13 protein-coding genes and 5 pseudogenes are annotated in these 15,202 nt (G+C 68.5%); 11 read left to right on the top strand and 7 right to left on the bottom strand.

Annotation, left to right across the window (positions count from 1 at the left end; translation table 11 throughout):
- Positions 1–560: 560 nt before the first annotated feature.
- Positions 561–746 (bottom strand): Flp family type IVb pilin, encoded by a 186-nt coding sequence (locus MBEBAB_RS04035; protein WP_021696658.1) that lies wholly within the window; start codon positions 744–746, stop codon positions 561–563.
- A 285-nt stretch (positions 747–1,031) separates the two neighbouring features.
- Between MBEBAB_RS04035 and MBEBAB_RS04040 the strand changes: the two genes are divergently transcribed.
- From MBEBAB_RS04040 to recR, 6 genes are read left to right on the top strand one after another with little or no spacing between them, the layout of a single operon-like run.
- Positions 1,032–1,442: a pilus assembly protein N-terminal domain-containing protein gene (locus MBEBAB_RS04040; RefSeq protein ID WP_021696659.1), complete on the top strand. Its 411-nt coding sequence runs from the start codon at positions 1,032–1,034 to the stop codon at positions 1,440–1,442.
- Positions 1,443–1,461: 19 nt separating this feature from the next.
- On the top strand, positions 1,462–2,007 hold the full coding sequence (locus MBEBAB_RS04045) for a TadE/TadG family type IV pilus assembly protein (RefSeq protein ID WP_021696660.1): 546 nt from the start codon (positions 1,462–1,464) through the stop codon (positions 2,005–2,007).
- Positions 2,004–2,360 carry a TadE/TadG family type IV pilus assembly protein gene (locus MBEBAB_RS14965; protein WP_052516732.1) on the top strand — a complete coding sequence of 119 codons (357 nt, stop codon included), beginning with the start codon at positions 2,004–2,006 and terminating at the stop codon, positions 2,358–2,360. The genes MBEBAB_RS04045 and MBEBAB_RS14965 overlap by 4 nt, the downstream gene beginning before the upstream one ends.
- Entirely contained in the window at positions 2,357–2,554 is a 198-nt protein-coding gene (locus MBEBAB_RS14970) for a hypothetical protein (protein WP_021696662.1), read from the top strand. Before MBEBAB_RS14965 ends, MBEBAB_RS14970 begins: the two co-directional genes overlap by 4 nt.
- 55 nt (positions 2,555–2,609) lie before the next feature.
- The gene (locus tag MBEBAB_RS04055; protein ID WP_021696663.1) at positions 2,610–2,939 is read left to right on the top strand and encodes a YbaB/EbfC family nucleoid-associated protein; all 330 of its coding nucleotides are present in this window, start codon (positions 2,610–2,612) and stop codon (positions 2,937–2,939) included.
- A gap of 6 nt (positions 2,940–2,945) precedes the next feature.
- Positions 2,946–3,548, top strand: coding sequence for a recombination mediator RecR (recR, locus tag MBEBAB_RS04060; RefSeq protein ID WP_021696664.1), 603 nt, complete (start codon positions 2,946–2,948; stop codon positions 3,546–3,548).
- A gap of 72 nt (positions 3,549–3,620) precedes the next feature.
- Here the strand turns inward: recR and MBEBAB_RS04065 are convergent, their stop codons facing one another.
- The 5 genes and pseudogenes from MBEBAB_RS04065 to MBEBAB_RS04085 form a co-directional block, all read right to left on the bottom strand.
- On the bottom strand, positions 3,621–3,890 hold the full coding sequence (locus MBEBAB_RS04065) for an ATP synthase F1 subunit epsilon (protein WP_021696665.1): 270 nt from the start codon (positions 3,888–3,890) through the stop codon (positions 3,621–3,623).
- Positions 3,891–3,892: 2 nt separating this feature from the next.
- Positions 3,893–5,461: a F0F1 ATP synthase subunit beta gene (gene atpD, locus MBEBAB_RS04070; RefSeq protein WP_021696666.1), complete on the bottom strand. Its 1,569-nt coding sequence runs from the start codon at positions 5,459–5,461 to the stop codon at positions 3,893–3,895.
- A gap of 49 nt (positions 5,462–5,510) precedes the next feature.
- Positions 5,511–6,388, bottom strand: a pseudogene (locus MBEBAB_RS04075) (F0F1 ATP synthase subunit gamma).
- Positions 6,389–6,418: 30 nt separating this feature from the next.
- A pseudogene (gene atpA / locus MBEBAB_RS04080) lies at positions 6,419–7,953 on the bottom strand (F0F1 ATP synthase subunit alpha).
- Positions 7,954–8,024: 71 nt separating this feature from the next.
- Positions 8,025–8,579, bottom strand: a complete 555-nt coding sequence (locus MBEBAB_RS04085) for a F0F1 ATP synthase subunit delta (protein WP_021696669.1) — start codon at positions 8,577–8,579, stop codon at positions 8,025–8,027.
- Positions 8,580–8,872: 293 nt separating this feature from the next.
- On the opposite strand from MBEBAB_RS04085, the pseudogene MBEBAB_RS04090 reads away from it, so the two are divergent.
- Positions 8,873–9,669, top strand: a pseudogene (locus MBEBAB_RS04090) (TerC family protein).
- Between the two features lie 12 nt (positions 9,670–9,681).
- Here MBEBAB_RS04090 and MBEBAB_RS04095 read toward each other — a convergent pair.
- Positions 9,682–11,843 (bottom strand): annotated as a pseudogene (locus MBEBAB_RS04095) (primosomal protein N').
- Between the two features lie 45 nt (positions 11,844–11,888).
- Between MBEBAB_RS04095 and fsa the strand changes: the two are divergent.
- From fsa to MBEBAB_RS04115, 4 genes and pseudogenes are all read left to right on the top strand, one after another.
- Positions 11,889–12,542 (top strand): fructose-6-phosphate aldolase, encoded by a 654-nt coding sequence (gene fsa / locus MBEBAB_RS04100; protein ID WP_021696672.1) that lies wholly within the window; start codon positions 11,889–11,891, stop codon positions 12,540–12,542.
- Between the two features lie 35 nt (positions 12,543–12,577).
- Positions 12,578–13,270 carry a DUF484 family protein gene (locus MBEBAB_RS04105; protein WP_021696673.1) on the top strand — a complete coding sequence of 231 codons (693 nt, stop codon included), beginning with the start codon at positions 12,578–12,580 and terminating at the stop codon, positions 13,268–13,270.
- Positions 13,252–14,180 (top strand): annotated as a pseudogene (locus MBEBAB_RS17925) (tyrosine recombinase XerC). The gene MBEBAB_RS04105 and the pseudogene MBEBAB_RS17925 overlap by 19 nt, the downstream one beginning before the upstream one ends.
- A 33-nt stretch (positions 14,181–14,213) precedes the next feature.
- Positions 14,214–15,200 carry a retroviral-like aspartic protease family protein gene (locus MBEBAB_RS04115; protein ID WP_021696675.1) on the top strand — a complete coding sequence of 329 codons (987 nt, stop codon included), beginning with the start codon at positions 14,214–14,216 and terminating at the stop codon, positions 15,198–15,200.
- Positions 15,201–15,202: the final 2 nt, after the last annotated feature.

Raw genomic sequence — 15,202 nt, forward strand, 5'->3', positions numbered from 1 at the left:
CAGACCGGCCAGCAGGGCGGCAGGGATGAAGGCGGCGAGCAGGACCAGGGACATCCAGTTGGGAATGGTCATGGTGGTCAGATCGCGCACGCCCGCCAGAACGGCGATGACCGGCAGTATGGCGAGCAGGGCCCAGGTCAGGATGTCCATGCCGCCATGAGGACGATCACCGCTTAAGAACCCGTTTTCATCCCTCATGGCGGACGGCGAGATGGGATCCCGACGCCGTCGGCTGGTCCCTTGATCCCGCATTTTTCCCGCCCGATCCCTTTCAGGACAAGGGATCGACGCCCTGGGCAACCCATTCTACGCCCCCTGCCCCAGGCGCCCTTATGATGGCCTCAGGGTTGCGTTCATTCAGGGAGGCGCCTGTCGAGTGAGACTCCATTGCACTGTTTTTCGTGCGGACCGTCTCACCGCCGCCAGGGAGGGATTTCAGACCATTCAGACAATTCAGACCCTGTTTTTTCGCTCGGAGTCTGAAATCCGCATGGCCCAAACGAAAGGGCCGCGGCGTTTCCGCCGCGGCCCCTCGCATCTTTGGTGGTTCGCTTGGGCGTTTAGCCTTCGCCGCCGCCGCCGCCGCCAACGGCCGTGGCGACCGAGTTGAAGGCGGTGCTCATGTTGCCGCCGAGCAGCTGCAGGGCGCCGATGATCACCACGGCGATGAGGGCGGCGATCAGACCGTATTCAATGGCCGTGGCGCCGGACTCGTCTTTGGCGAACTTGTTGATGAACGTCTTCATGTGAATCTTCCTCTTGAATTCTAGCGAGCAACTGTTCCCGTTCAGGGCCGCCGGATTGCCCGCCTGACCCCCGTTCTACGCAAACGAGAGTGGACCGGGTCATGTTAATACCAAGTAAAATGGAAACGCACTTCCGGTGTTTTCTATAGTTAGCGAGTATTTACCGTAAACACCTCTTAACCATGTCGTGGCGAGCGGGCGGACCTTCAGGATTTGTTGAGGGTTCGCGCACATGCTGCGGCCTTCTCACGCGCGCCCACGCGCCCTCTCGAATGAGACCGCCCCATGCGTCTGCTCGCCCCGACCCTCGCCGCGGCCCTTCTGGCCGCCGCCGCCTTCCCCGCCCTGGCCCAGAACCGCGGGCTGGACGTGGAGATCGACCGGGCCCAGCGTATCCAGCTGCGCGGCGCGGCGTCGTCCGTCATCGTGGCCAACCCGGCGGTGGCCGATGTCACCATGGTGGACGCCTCGACCCTCTATGTGACCGGGCGCGGCTACGGCTCCACCGAGGTGGTCGTCGTCGACGCCATCGGGCGCACCCTCTACCAGTCCGTGGTCACCGTGACCGCGCCGTCGAGCGGCCATGTCCGGGTCTGGCGCGGCGGAGCGGCGACGGAGATGTCCTGCGGCGCGGGCTGCGCGCCCAGCCAGCGTCAGGCGCCGGTCCCGACGTCCGTGCCCGACGGAACCCCCTGACGCCGGATCGGGGGCAAGCATGATGCAAGGATCACGATCAAGACTGCGGGGCCTGAAACGCTTCCGCCGCGACCAGGGCGGAGCGACGGCCATCGAGTTCGCCTTCGTGGCCGCTCCCTTCTTCTTCATGATGTTCGCCCTGATCGAACTGGGCGTTCTGTTCGTCATGGACGTGACCCTGGAGACCGCGGTCAGCCAGACCGGCCGGCTGGTGCGCACCGGACAGGCGCACGAACGGGCCATGAGCGTCTCGCAATTCCGGCAGGAAGTCTGCGCCCGCATGGGCGTGTTCGAAAGCCAGTGCACGGATCGCCTGCTGGTGGACGTGCGGGTGATACCCCGCTTCACCGGCCAGACCCCGCCCGATCCTGTCGACGAGAACGGCGAACTGTCCGAGAGCGGCCTGCTGTTCGCCATCGGCGGGCCCCGCGACATCATCCTCGTCAGCGCCTGGTATCCCCAGCCGCTCTTCACGCCCCTGGTGTCCCAGGGCGCGGAGCGTGTGGCGGGCCAGAGGGTGCTGAACGTGACCACCGCCTTCCGCAACGAGCCGTTCGGATCATGAGGCGCGTCCGGGACGACAGGGGCTTCCTGACGCGCCTGCGAGGCGACCGTCGCGGCGTATCGGCGGTGGAGTTCGCGCTGATCGCCCCGGTGATCCTCCTGTTCTACTTCGGCCTGGCCGAGTTCTGTCAGGCCTTCATGGCCCAGAAACGCATGGGCCGCACCGCCGCCACCGTGGCGGACCTCGTCACCCAGAACGAGACGGTCACCGTGGCCGACGTGGCCGACGTGTTCGAGGTGGGGCGGCTGATGATGCGCCCCTTCCCGTCCACGCCGCTGGAGCAGCGGGTCACCGCCCTCACCCGTGAGGCCGACGGCCAGGTGCGCGTGGACTGTCCCGGGCCCAGGGCATGACCGCGCGGGGCGCCGGCTCCACCGTGGAGATTCCCGATGGCCTGATCGCCGCGGACGAGAGCCTGGTGATGACCGAGATCACCTACGACTATGAATCCCCCTTCGGCGAACTGCTGCCGGGCCTGACCCGCTTCAGCCATACCTACTATCTGCGTCCGCGCAAGGTGGAGCAGGTGGCCTGCACCGACTGCTGACCGGAATCGGCGCCGCCCCCTGTCATCCTTCGCCGCCCGGCATTAGATAGGCGGCATGAAGGACCTCAACGAACTGATGAAACAGGCCCAGGCCATGCAGCAGAAGCTGCAGGACGCCCAGGCCAGGATGGCGGAATCCTCGGCCGAGGGCACCTCGGGCGGCGGTCTGGTCACCGTGGCCCTCAAGGGCGCCGGCGAGATCACCCGCATCGTCATCGACGACAGCCTGATGGCGCCCGGCGAGGGGGAAATCCTGGCTGACCTGATCGTGGCCGCCCACGCCGACGCCAGGCGCAAGCTGGACGCGGTCAACGCCGAGCTGATGCGCGAGGCCGCCGGTCCCATGGCGGGCATGAACATCCCCGGCATGCCCAAACTGTTCTGACGCCCCATGGCCGCGTCCGCCGGACCCGAGATCGAGCGCCTGATCGGCCTGCTGGCCAAGCTGCCCGGCATGGGTCCGCGCTCGGCCCGCCGCGCGGCCCTGGCCTTGCTGAAACGGCGCGAACAGCTGCTTGAGCCTCTGGCCGCCTCGCTGGCCGAGACCGCGGCCAAGGTGCGCTCCTGTTCGGTCTGCGGCGCGCCCGACACGCGCGATCCCTGCTCCATCTGCGCCGACACGGGACGCGACGGGGGCCTGATCTGCGTGGTTGAGGAGGCTGGCGCCCTGTGGGCCATGGAGCGGTCCGGCGCCTTCCGCGGCAAATATCATGTGCTGGGCGGCCTGCTGTCGGCGCTGGACGGTGTCGGGCCCGAGGCCCTGCGCATCAGCGAACTGATCGGCCGGGCCCGCGAAGGCGCGGTCAAGGAGGTGGTGCTGGCCCTGCCCGCCACCGTCGACGGCCAGACCACCGCCCACTATCTGGCCGACCGCCTGTCCGGAACCGAGGTCCAGATCACCAGCCTGGCCCGCGGCGTGCCCGTCGGCGGCGAGCTGGACTGGCTGGATGACGGCACCATCGTCCAGGCCATGCGTCAGCGCCGCCCCGCCTGACCCGGAGGCGGCGCACGAAAAAGCCCCGCGCCGAGCGACGCGGGGCTCTTGTCGTCTGATCGAAACCTCGCCTCAGCCGGCGGCGATCTCGGCGGCTTCCTCGGCCAGGATGGTCAGGCCCGACGCGTTGACGTCAGCGAAACCGCCCTTGACCTCGAACCGGCGCACGCCCTTGGCGTCATAGACCGTGACCGGTCCTTCGCGCAGGGCGGTCATGAACGGCGCGTGCTCGGGCAGGACGCCGAAGTCGCCCTCCACGCCCGGCGCGTCCACCTGATCCACCTGGCCCGAAAAGACCTCGCGCTCGGGCGACACCAACGAGAAGTTCAGTTTCCCGGCCATGATCAAGCGGCGTCCGCGGCCAGCTTCTCGGCCTTGGCGACGGCTTCCTCGATCGGGCCGACCATGTAGAAGGCGGCTTCCGGCAGGTGGTCGTATTCGCCGGCCACGATGGCCTTGAAGCTGCGGATCGTGTCGGCCAGCTCCACGAACTTGCCGGGCGTGTTGGTGAACTGCTCGGCCACGAAGAAGGGCTGCGACAGGAAGCGCTGGATCTTGCGGGCGCGCGAGACGACCAGCTTGTCCTCTTCCGACAGCTCATCCATGCCCAGGATGGCGATGATGTCCTTCAGGCCCTTGTACTGCTGCAGCACTTCCTGAACCGAGCGGGCGACCTGATAGTGTTCGTCGCCGATCACCAGCGGGTCCATGATCCGGCTGGTGGAGTCCAGCGGGTCCACGGCCGGGAAGATGGCCTGGGCGGCGATGTCGCGGCTCAGCACGGTGGTGGCGTCCAGGTGGGCGAAGGAGGCGGCGGGCGCCGGGTCGGTCAGGTCGTCGGCGGGCACATAGATGGCCTGGACCGAGGTGATCGAGCCCTTGTTGGTGGAGGTGATGCGCTCCTGCAGGTTGCCCATCTCGGTGGCCAGGGTCGGCTGATAGCCCACCGCCGACGGGATGCGGCCCAGCAGGGCGGACACTTCCGAACCGGCCTGGGTGAAGCGGAAGATGTTGTCGACGAACAGCAGCACGTCCTTGCCTTCCTCGTCGCGGAAGTACTCGGCCTGGGCCAGGCCGGTCAGGGCGACGCGGGCGCGGGCGCCGGGAGGCTCGTTCATCTGGCCGTACACCAGGGCGCACTTGGAGCCCTCGGTCGAGCCGTTGTTCTTGGCCGGATCCACGTTCACGTTGGACTCGATCATCTCGTGATACAGGTCGTTGCCCTCGCGGGTGCGCTCACCCACGCCGGCCAGCACCGAATAACCGCCGTAGGCCTTGGCGATGTTGTTGATCAGCTCCTGCATGGTCACGGTCTTGCCCACGCCGGCGCCGCCGAACAGGCCGATCTTGCCGCCCTTGGTGTAGGGGCACATCAGGTCGATGACCTTGATGCCCGTGACCAGGATTTCAGACGAGGTGGACTGATCCTCGAAGCTGGGCGCCTCGCGGTGGATCGGGCGGTACATGGTGGTCTTGATCGGGCCCTGCTCATCGATCGGCGCGCCGACGACGTTCATGATGCGGCCGAGGGTGCCGGGGCCCACGGGCGCCAGGATGGAGGTGCCGGTGTCGACCACGGCCTGGCCGCGGGTCAGGCCCTCGGTGGTGTCCATGGCGATGGTGCGGACCATGTTCTCACCCAGGTGCTGGGCGACTTCCAGGACCAGGGTGAAGGGCTCGCCCGTCTTCTGGTCGACGTTCTGGGTCTCCAGGGCGTTCAGGATCGCCGGCAGCTGGCCGGTGAACTCAACGTCCACGACGGCGCCGATGACCTGGGCGATCTTGCCCACGCCCGTGCCGGCGGTGACGGTGGCGTTGCCGGTCGCCGCAGCGGCGGGCTTGGCGGCCCGGGGGGCCTTGGGCGCGGCCGGCTTCTTGGCGGCGGTCTTCTTGGGGGCGGTGGTGTCGGTCATCGGGTGCGTTCCGTTCGGAAGGTCGTGTCTGGCGTCGAGGATGGTCGGATCAGAGGGCTTCGGCGCCCGCGATGATCTCGATCAGTTCGGTGGTGATCTGGGCCTGGCGCTTACGGTTGTACTGCAGGGTCAGGCTGTTGATGAGGTCGCCCGCATTGCGCGTGGCGTTGTCCATGGCGCCCATCTGGGCCCCGAAGAAGCTGGCCTGGTTCTCGTAGAGGGCGGCCAGCACCTGGGTGGTGATGTTGCGCGGCAGCAGGGTCTCGAGGATTTCCTCTTCCGAGGCTCGTACTCATAGACCGCGCCGTTCAGGTCGATGGGCTCGGCGGACCCGTCGACCACGGCCGGGATCAGCTGCCTGGGCGTCGGCACCTGCGAGATGACCGACTGGAAGCGGCTGTAGAACAGGGTGACCACATCGGCGTGGCCCGCCTCGAACTCCTCGGCGATCAGGGCGGCGATCGGCTCGGCGGCGTTCATGCCGATGACCTTGTGCTCGCTGAGCTCGAAGGTGCGGATCAGCTGGTCGCCGAACAGGCGCGCCAGGCCGTCACGGGACTTGCGGCCCACGGCGATGATGCGGACGTCCTTGCCCTCGGCGATGAGGGACCGGATGCGCTCGCGGGCGGCGCGGATGACGTTGGAGTTGAAGCCCCCCGCCAGTCCCTTGTCGCCCGTGGCCACGATGATCAGGTGCTTCTGGTCCGAGCCCGTGCCGGCCAGCAGCCGGGGCGCGTCGTCGCCGGACACGCCCGCCGCCAGGTTGGCGATCACATCGGCCATCTTGCGGGCGTAGGGACGGGCGCTCTCGGCCTGATCCTGGGCGCGCTTCAGCTTGGCCGCGGCGACCATATTCAGGGCTTTCGTGATCTTCTGCGTGGACTTCACGCTTCCGATCCGATTGCGCATTTCCTTGAGGCTGGCCATCCGGCGTTACTCTCTAATGCTTTCCGGGGCTCAGGCGAAGGTCTTGGCGAAGGCTTCGATGGCGGCCTTCAGCTCGGCTTCCAGCTCCTTGGACAGGGCCTTCTGCGTGCGGATGGCGTCCAGGATGCCGGCATGCTTGGACTTGATGCGCGCCAGCAGCTCGGTTTCGAAGCGGCCCACGTCGCTCACGGCGATGCCGTCCAGATAGCCGCGGGTGCCGGCGTAGATGGACACCACCTGCTCCTCGACCGTCAGCGGCGAGTACTGGGGCTGCTTCAGCAGTTCGGTCAGGCGCGCGCCGCGGGCCAGCAGGCGCTGGGTCGAGGCGTCCAGGTCCGAGCCGAACTTGGCGAAGGCGGCCATTTCCCGGTACTGGGCCAGCTCGCCCTTGATCGAACCGGCGACCTGTTTCATCGCCTTGATCTGGGCCGAGGAGCCCACGCGCGACACCGAGATGCCGACGTTCACGGCGGGGCGGATGCCCTGGTAGAACAGGTCCGATTCCAGGAAGATCTGTCCGTCGGTGATCGAGATCACATTGGTGGGGATGTAGGCCGACACGTCGTTGGCCTGGGTCTCGATCAGCGGCAGGGCGGTCATGGAGCCCGAGCCGTTGTCGGCGTTCAGCTTGGCAGAGCGCTCCAGCAGGCGGCTGTGCAGATAGAAGACGTCGCCCGGGTAGGCTTCGCGGCCCGGCGGGCGGCGCAGCAGCAGCGACATCTGGCGATAGGCAACGGCCTGTTTGGACAGATCGTCATAGACGATCAGGGCGTGCATGCCGTTGTCGCGGAAGAACTCGCCCATGGCCGTGCCCGAGAACGGGGCCAGGAACTGCAGCGGGGCGGGCTCGGACGCCGTGGCGGCCACGACGATGGTGTACTCCAGAGCGCCGCGCTCCTCGAGCGTCTTGACGATCTGGGCCACGGTCGAGCGCTTCTGACCGATGGCGACATAGATGCAGTACAGCTTGTCGCTCTCGGCGGCGCCTTCGACGTTGATCGACTTCTGGTTCAGGATGGTGTCGATCGCCACGGCGGTCTTGCCGACCTGACGGTCGCCGATGATCAGCTCGCGCTGGCCGCGGCCGATCGGGATCAGGGTGTCGATGGCCTTCAGGCCGGTCTGCATGGGCTCATGCACCGACTTGCGGGGAATGATGCCCGGCGCCTTCACGTCCACGCGACGACGCTCGGTGAACTGGATCGGACCCTTGCCGTCGATGGGCTCGCCCAGCGGGTTGACGACGCGGCCCAGCAGGCCCTTGCCGACCGGCACGTCCACGATCTCGCCCAGACGGCGGACCTCGTCGCCCTCGGCGATCTGGTTGTCCTGGCCGAAGATCACGGCGCCGACGTTGTCGCGCTCCAGGTTCAGGGCCATGCCCTTCACGCCGGCCTTCGGAAACTCGATCATCTCGCCGCCTGGACATTGTCCAGGCCGTGGATGCGGGCGATGCCGTCGCCGACCGACAGCACCTGGCCGACGTCGCTGACGTCGGCTTCAACGCCGAAGTTGGCGATCTGCGACTTGAGGATGGCCGAGATTTCGGCGGCGCGGATGTCCATGGCTGCTCTTTCGGTTTTCGTCCTGGGCGGGCGTTTGGGCCCGGCTTGTCTCTAAGAATGGATTTTTGCGGTCAGGCCCGGCGAAGGGCGAACTTCATCTGGTCGAGCTTGGTCTTCAGCGAGGCGTCGTAAAGCTTCGAGCCCACCTTGACCTTGAGACCACCCAGAAGCGCCGGATCGACGCGGGCGGTCAGTTCGGGGTCTTGGCCCAAGGCGCCCTTCAGGGCGGCCTTGACGGCGCTGATCTGTTTGGCGGCCAGCGGCTTGGCCGAAACCACCTCGGCGGACACCACGCCGGTGTGACGGGCGTACAGGGCCTCAAAAGCGGCCATCGCGCCGGTCAGGTCTGCAGCGCGCCCGTTGGCGGCCATCAGGCCCAGAAAATTCTTCGTGGTCCGGTCGAACTGCGCCTTGTCGGCGATCGCCTCCAGACCCTTCTGCTGGTCCTCGGCCGGAATCACCGGCGAGGTGGCCAGACGGCGCAGGTCGGCGCTCTCGATCCAGGCAGCCTTCAAGCTGCGCAGGTCATCGCGCACGGCGTCCAGCCGCTTGTTTTCATTGGCGAGATCGAACAACGCCTGAGCGTAGCGTTCGCCGACTTCCGTCGATCTGAAATCTTCAGCCACTTATAAGGTCCGCCGGGTCGAAGCGTTTGGGTCGTCGCCGGAACGGGGTCGTTCCGGCCAAAGGCTTGGATTGCTTGATGAAAGCACGCAGGGGCGAGATCCGTCCGAACCCCGCCTCTGGCAAGCCGGGCGCCTGTTAGCATGGGCCTCGCCGCCCCGCAACCGAGGCGGGGCGCCGCATCCGGCTCAGAGAGCGATATCGGGAACCCGGATGCACTGGCGACATTGTCTTCGCCTTGGTATCCCACCTTACTGGAGCGCACTTCCGCGTCTGACCGGAACCTCGACCCTCGATGGAAGATCTTTCCTCTTACCTTCTGACCCTGCTGGCTGATCCAGCCGCCTGGGCCGCCCTCATCACCCTCATCGTCATGGAGGTGGTGCTGGGGATCGACAACCTGATCTTCATCTCGATCCTGTCCAACAAGCTGCCCGCCGAGCATCGCTCGCGGGTGCGGCGCATCGGCATCTCCCTGGCCCTGATCATGCGTCTGGTGCTGCTGTCCACCATCGCCTGGATCGTGACCCTCACAGCCCCGCTCTTCAGCGTGTTCGGCAACGAGTTCTCGTGGAAGGACCTGATCCTGATCGCGGGCGGCCTGTTCCTGGTGTGGAAGGCCACCAAGGAGATTCACCACTCGGTGGACCCCGCGTCCGGCGACATCTGCTGGAGAAGGACAAGGCCGATGTGGTCATCAGCAACATCGGCGGCGCGATCTTCCAGATCATCCTGCTGGACCTGGTGTTCTCCATCGACTCCATCCTGACGGCCGTGGGCATGACCGAGCATCTGCCGATCATGGTCATCGCGGTTCTGGTGGCCATCGCGGTGATGCTGCTGGCGGCCGATCCGTTGGGCGAGTTCATCCACAAGAACCCCACCGTGGTCATGCTGGCCCTCGGCTTCCTGCTGATGATCGGCATGGTGCTGATCGCCGAAGGCTTCGGCGCCCATGTGCCCAAGGGCTACATCTATGCGGCCATGGCCTTCTCCGCAGGGGTCGAGGCCCTGAACATGTGGCAGCGGAAATCCCACGAGCGAAAGGCCGCGGCCCGAACCGCCGCGAGCGGCGGCGATCCGTCGATCTGAGGCGGCGGCCCCCTACAGGAAGCTGTAGGGGTCCACGTCCACCGACAGGCGCACCGAGGACGGGATCTTCACCCGCGCCAGCCAGCGCGCAGGAAGGCCTGAAGGTCCACGTCCCGGTCGGCCCGGACCAGCAGCCGTTTCCTGCGTCGCCCGCGCACCAGCGCCAGCGGGGCGTCGGCGGGGCCGTAGACCTCCAGCCGCTCGGCATTGGGAATGGCGGCGGCCAGATCGGCGGCCGCCTTCTCCACCGCCTCGGCCTTTTCGCCGGACAGGATCAGCGCCGCCAGCCGGCCGTGGGGCGGCAGGGACGCGGCCTCCCGCTCGGCGATCTCGGTCTGCATGAACGCCTCCCGGTCCCCCGCCGCCAGCGCCTGAAGCACCGGATGCTCCGGCGTCCAGGTCTGCAGCAGGGCCCGGCCCGGCCGGTCGGCCCGTCCCGCCCGGCCCGTGGCCTGGGTCAGCAGCTGGAAGGTGCGCTCGGCCGCGCGCAGGTCGCCGCCCCGCAGGCCCAGATCGGCGTCCACCACCCCCACCAGGGTCAGGCGGGGAAAGTTGTGCCCCTTCGCCGCCGCCTGGGTGGCCACCAGAATGTCGATGCCGCCCTCGGCCATGGTCTCGATCAGGGCCCGGGCGCTCTTGCCGTCCGGCACGGTGTCAGAGCTGAACACCGCCGTGCGCGCGTCCGGGAACAGGCCGCGCACCTCCTCCTCCACCCGCTCCACGCCCGGGCCCACGGGCACCAGGGTGTCGGCCGCCCCGCAGGCCGGGCAGGTCTTCGGCTTCGTCATGGAGAAGCCGGTCAGGTGGCACACCAGCCGCCCGGTGTAGCGATGCTCCACCAGCCACGAATCCGTATCCGGCGCCGTCAGCCGGTGCCCGCAGGCCCGGCACAGCACCACCGGCGCATAGCCCCGCCGGTTCAGGAACAGCAGCACCTGCTCGCCCCGCCCCAGGGTCTCGATCATGGCCTCGCGCAGGGGCTGGGACAGCCAGGTCTGGGGGTCGGGCGGAGCCTGCCGCAGGTCGATCAGGGCGATGGACGGCATCACCGCCGCCCCGTGCCGCGCCGACAGCCGGAGCCAGCCGTAGCGGCCCTGCCGCGCATTGGTCAGGGTCTCCAGCGACGGGGTGGCCGAGGCCAGCACCACGGCCGCGCTTTCGATCCGGGCGCGCGCCACGGCCAGGTCGCGGGCGTGATAGATCAGGCCCTCCTCTTGCTTGAACGAGCCATCGTGCTCCTCGTCCACCACCAGCAGGCGCAGATTGACGAAGGGCAGGAACAGGGCCGACCGGGCCCCCACCACGATGTTGCAGCGGCCGGCGGCCACCGCCTCCCAGACCTGACGACGGCGCGGGCCGGGCACGCCGGAATGCCATTCGGCCGGCAGGGCGCCGAAACGGTCGGCGATGCGCGCGATCACCGCCTGGGTCAGGGCGATTTCGGGCAGCAGGATCAGGATCTGGGCGTCCGGCTCGACCTTCAGCAGCCGGGCCATGGCCTCCAGATAGGCCTCGGTCTTGCCCGAGCCCGTGACCCCGTCCAGCAGGAACGGCGCGAAGGCGCGGGTCGCCACCGCCTCGGCCAGCACATCGGCCGCCGCCGCCTGATCGGCGTTCAGGGTCGCGGGCGCATGACCCGGATCGGGCGGATCGAACCCGGCCTCCGCCGCGATCTCGATGACCTCCAGCACGCCCTCGTCCGTCAGACCCTTGACCACCCCCGAGGACACCCCCGCCGCCCGGGCCAGGTCCGCGCCGGTCATGGCCTTGTCGCCCAGGGCCTCCAGCACCGCATCACGGGCGGGCGTGGCGCGGGCGGGGACACGGTCGCCCACCCGGCGCACCCGGCGCTCGGGCCGGGGCGGCGGGCTGCGCAGGCCCTTGACCGCCATGGCCGCCATCTCGCCCGGCGGGCTCAGCGTCCAGCGGGCGGCCCATTCCACGAAAGCCAGGGTTCGGGGCGGCAGAGGCGGGTCGTCCAGCCGATGATCCACCGCCTTCAGACGACGGTTGGACCCGGTCGTCTCGCGCACCTCCGACACGACACCCCGCACCAGCCGGGGGCCCAGCGGCACCGCCACATGGTCCCCCGGGGCGAGCGTCAGGCCCTCCGGCGCCTCGTAGTCGAAGGCTTCGGGCACCGGCAGGGGAATCAGGACGGCGGCGATGATCATGCCGCACGCTCGCACAAGCCGCGATGATCCGCTAAAGGGCGAGCCATGAAACTCTTCCTCGACACAGCCGACGTCGCCGTCATCAAGGACATGGTCCCCACCGGCATGGTGGACGGCGTCACCACCAATCCATCCCTGATCGCCAAATCCGGTCGCAACATCGCCGAGGTCATCGCCGAGATTTGCGCCCTCGTCGAGGGGCCCATTTCCGCCGAAGCCGTGGCCGTGGACTTCGAGACCATGGTCAAGGAAGGCGACAAGCTGGCCGCCATCGCCGACAATGTGGTGGTCAAGCTGCCCCTGACCTGGGACGGGCTGCGGGCCTGCCGCGCCTTCACCGACAAGGGCATAAAGACCAACGTCACCCTGTGCTTCTCCGCAGCCCAGGCCATGCTGGCGGCCAAGGCCGGCGCCACCTTCATCTCGCCCTTCGTGGGCCGGCTTGAGGATCACGGCGCGGACGGCATCGGCCTGCTGGAGGAAATCCGCGTCCTTTACGACGTGCACGGCTTCGAGACCGAAATCCTCGCCGCCTCCCTGCGCAATCCGGCCCATGTCTCGGCCGCGGCCCTGGCCGGCGCCGACGCCGCGACCCTGCCGCCGGACGTTTTGAAGGCCCTGGTCAAGCATCCCTTAACCGACAAGGGGCTTGATCAATTCCTGGCCGACTGGGGCAAGACGGGACAATCCATCCTGTAATCCCCGCTCCGGCTTCATTCGAGCCGGAGATCGTCGTGAGCGGCGCACAGGAATCCATCGAGACGGACGCCGCACCGGGCCTGCACTGGCCCGAGGTGCGCGCATGGGTGCAGGCCAACGCCGACCTGCTGACCCATGATCGCGCCCTGCTGGAAGAACTGGGCCTGAAGACCACGGGGCCGAATGTGGTGGAGTTCGGCCGCGCCGCCCTCACACGCCTCGAAACCCTGATCGAACGGGAATCGGGCGCCCGGCGCCAGATCGAGGCCGTGGCCCGCGCCAATTTCGCCGCCCAGACCCAGACCCATGTGGCGGTGCTGGACCTGATGGAGTCCCGCAACCATTCCGACCTGGCCCGGCGGCTGGACGCCGCGGCCCTGGCCCGCTTCGGCCTGGCGGGCGCGGCCATCGCCCTGGAGAAGCCCGGCGGCGTGCCGTTCGGCTGGCGCGCCCTTGAGGCGGGCGCCGTGGACGGTCTGGTGGGCGCCGACGGCCTCGCCTGGCTGGGCCCCAATTTCGACGGGCTCGATCTGTTCGGCGGGGCCGAAGACGAGGTGCGCAGCGTCGCCCTGATCCGCATGGCCCCGTGGTCACCCGCGCGACCCGCCCTGTGCGCCTTCGGCTCGCCCGAGCCCGAGGGCTTCACCCCCGCCATGGGCTGCGAACTGGTGTCCTTCCTGACCCGGGTGGTGGAACGCATGGCCGAGCGATGGCCCATCCTCAACTGACCGCCGATCAGGCCCTGACCGCGTGGCTGGAGCACCTGGCCCACGAGCGGCGGCTGTCGCCCCGCACGCTGGAGGCCTATGGCCACATCGGCCGCCACTACATCGCCTTTCTGGGCCGGCACCGGGGCGAGAACCCGGGCATCGCTGATCTGGGCACGGTGACGGCGGCGGAGGTGCGCGCCCATCTGGCCGAGCGCCGCTCGGGCGACCGGCCGCTCGGCGCCCGATCCCTGAACCAGACCCTGGCGGGCATCCGCAGCTGCATGATTTCCTCGACCGGCGCTGCGGCGTCCCCGCCCCCCAGATCGCCCTGGTGAAGGGGCCGCGCGCCAGATCCTCCCTGCCCCGCCCGGTCAGCGAGGATCAGGCGCGGGGCCTGATGGCCGAGCCGGAAACCGACACCGATCTGCAGCCGTGGGAGGCGGCGCGGGACAAGGCGGTGCTGACCCTGCTGTACGGCTGCGGCCTGCGCATCTCGGAAGGGCTGAGCCTGACCCGCGCTGACGCGCCCCTGCCCGAAACCCTGCGCATCACCGGCAAGGGCGGCAAGACCCGGCTGGTGCCGGTCCTGCCCGCCGTGCGCGAGGCGGTGAACGCCTATGTGGCCGCCGCGCCCTTTCCCCTGTCGCCGGACGAGCCCCTGTTCCGCGCCCGGCGCGGCGGGGCCCTGAGCCCCCGGCATGTGCAGGCCACGGTCCAGCGGCTGCGCGGTCGGCTGGGCCTGCCCGCCTCCGCCACGCCCCATGCCCTGCGCCACAGCTTCGCCACTCACCTGCTGGGAGCGGGCGCCGACCTGCGCTCCATCCAGGAGTTGCTGGGCCACGCCTCCCTCTCCACCACCCAGAAATACGCCGCGGTGAACGCTGATCACCTTATGGGGGCCTATGCACGGGCCCATCCCCGGGCCTAACGTCGGTTTTCCGCTGGGGGGCGGGAGGGGCGCATGCGCCTGACGAGACGGTCCGCACTGACGGGTCTGGCGGGGGCCGCCCTGGCGCCAGGGCCTGCCCTTGCGCGGGCTCAGGTGATTGAAGGGGCGGGTCCTGATGGGCCGCCGCCCATCGATCCGACTGCGCTCCAGACCCTGTCCAATCTGGTCACGCGCATGGCCGTGCCGGTGCAGATCGCCGGCCAGGGTCCGTTCCACTTCGTCATCGACACCGGCGCGACGCGCACCACCCTTTCACGGGAACTGGCCGAGAGTCTGAACCTGCCGCCGGGACCGGAGGTGGTGGTGCATGGGGTCGTCAACGCCGAGCGGGCGGCGACCGTCGTCGTGCCCCGGCTGGATTTCGCCAGCAGCCGGATGCCCGATCTTATCGCGCCGGTCTTCCCCCGCGCCCGGCTGGGTGTCGACGGCCTGCTGGGCGTGGATGTGCTGGGCGACTATCGGCTGGTTTTCGACATGGCGGGCGAACGGGTCTCGCTGCTGCGCTCGCCCCGGGTCGCCTATGTCCAGCGCATGGACGTGGACGTCAGCCGCCTGAACCGCGCCAACGAACTGCGCGGCCATCGGGAGTACGGACAGCTGACCGTGACTGACGTGGCCGCCGACGGGGTGACTGTGACCGCCTTCATCGACAGCGGCGCCCAGCATTCCATCGGCAACATGGCCCTGTTCAACTCTGTGGCCGTCCAGCGGCCGTCGCTTCACGATCAGGTGTGGGAGACGCCCATCATCGGGGTGACGGGCCAGACCACCACCGGTCGGCTGGCCTATCTGCGGTCGTTACGCCTGGGGTCGGCGCGCGTGCATGACCTTCCGGTGCTGTTCGCCGACCTGCACGCCTTCGACGTATGGCGTCTGACCGACACCCCGGCCCTGCTGATGGGGGCCGACATCCTGGGCATGTTCCGCAGCGTGACCATGGATTACGGCCAGATGCGCATGGTGTTCGGATCGAGACTCGCGCGGCGGGGGGATGGATAGCA

This window comes from Brevundimonas abyssalis TAR-001 (assembly GCF_000466985.1).
GTDB lineage: Bacteria > Pseudomonadota > Alphaproteobacteria > Caulobacterales > Caulobacteraceae > Brevundimonas > Brevundimonas abyssalis.

Excerpts from the sequence above, each read along its gene's own strand:
- MBEBAB_RS04045 (WP_021696660.1), top strand. The coding sequence starts at position 1,462 with ATGATGCAAGGATCACGATCAAGACTGCGGGGCCTGAAACGCTTCCGC.
- MBEBAB_RS04055 (WP_021696663.1), top strand. The coding sequence starts at position 2,610 with ATGAAGGACCTCAACGAACTGATGAAACAGGCCCAGGCCATGCAGCAG.
- recR (WP_021696664.1), top strand. The coding sequence starts at position 2,946 with ATGGCCGCGTCCGCCGGACCCGAGATCGAGCGCCTGATCGGCCTGCTG.
- MBEBAB_RS04065 (WP_021696665.1), bottom strand. The coding sequence starts at position 3,890 with ATGGCCGGGAAACTGAACTTCTCGTTGGTGTCGCCCGAGCGCGAGGTC.
- atpD (WP_021696666.1), bottom strand. The coding sequence starts at position 5,461 with ATGACCGACACCACCGCCCCCAAGAAGACCGCCGCCAAGAAGCCGGCC.
- MBEBAB_RS14970 (WP_021696662.1), top strand. The coding sequence starts at position 2,357 with ATGACCGCGCGGGGCGCCGGCTCCACCGTGGAGATTCCCGATGGCCTG.
- fsa (WP_021696672.1), top strand. The coding sequence starts at position 11,889 with ATGAAACTCTTCCTCGACACAGCCGACGTCGCCGTCATCAAGGACATG.
- MBEBAB_RS04115 (WP_021696675.1), top strand. The coding sequence starts at position 14,214 with ATGCGCCTGACGAGACGGTCCGCACTGACGGGTCTGGCGGGGGCCGCC.
- MBEBAB_RS04035 (WP_021696658.1), bottom strand. The coding sequence starts at position 746 with ATGAAGACGTTCATCAACAAGTTCGCCAAAGACGAGTCCGGCGCCACG.
- MBEBAB_RS14965 (WP_052516732.1), top strand. The coding sequence starts at position 2,004 with ATGAGGCGCGTCCGGGACGACAGGGGCTTCCTGACGCGCCTGCGAGGC.
- MBEBAB_RS04040 (WP_021696659.1), top strand. The coding sequence starts at position 1,032 with ATGCGTCTGCTCGCCCCGACCCTCGCCGCGGCCCTTCTGGCCGCCGCC.